Source organism: Furfurilactobacillus curtus, from assembly GCF_045862785.1.
GTDB classification, from domain to species: domain Bacteria; phylum Bacillota; class Bacilli; order Lactobacillales; family Lactobacillaceae; genus Furfurilactobacillus; species Furfurilactobacillus curtus.
In genome coordinates, this window is sequence record NZ_BQXO01000061.1 from 1 (window position 1) to 516 (window position 516).

General features: G+C 51.6%; 1 rRNA gene. It reads right to left on the reverse strand.

The features are described 5' to 3' along the window. Nucleotides 1-516: ribosomal RNA gene (locus ACKTR2_RS10445) — 16S ribosomal RNA — on the reverse strand; the annotation flags it as partial.

The window sequence follows — 516 nt, forward strand, 5'->3', positions numbered from 1 at the left end:
GTACTCCCCAGGCGGAATGCTTATTGCGTTAGCTGCGGCACTAAGGGGCGGGAACCCCCTAACACCTAGCATTCATCGTTTACGGCATGGACTACCAGGGTATCTAATCCTGTTTGCTACCCATGCTTTCGAGCCTCAGCGTCAGTTACAGACCAGGTAGCCGCCTTCGCCACTGGTGTTCTTCCATATATCTACGCATTCCACCGCTACACATGGAGTTCCACTACCCTCTTCTGCACTCAAGTTACCCAGTTTCCGATGCCCTTCTCCGGTTAAGCCGAAGGCTTTCACATCAGACTTAAGCAACCGCCTGCACTCCCTTTACGCCCAATAAATCCGGATAACGCTTGCCACCTACGTATTACCGCGGCTGCTGGCACGTAGTTAGCCGTGGCTTTCTGCTTAAATACCGTCACAATCTGAACAGTTACTCTCAGATTCGTTCTTCTTTAACAACAGAGTTTTACGAGCCGAAACCCTTCTTCACTCACGCGGCGTTGCTCCATCAGGCTTTCG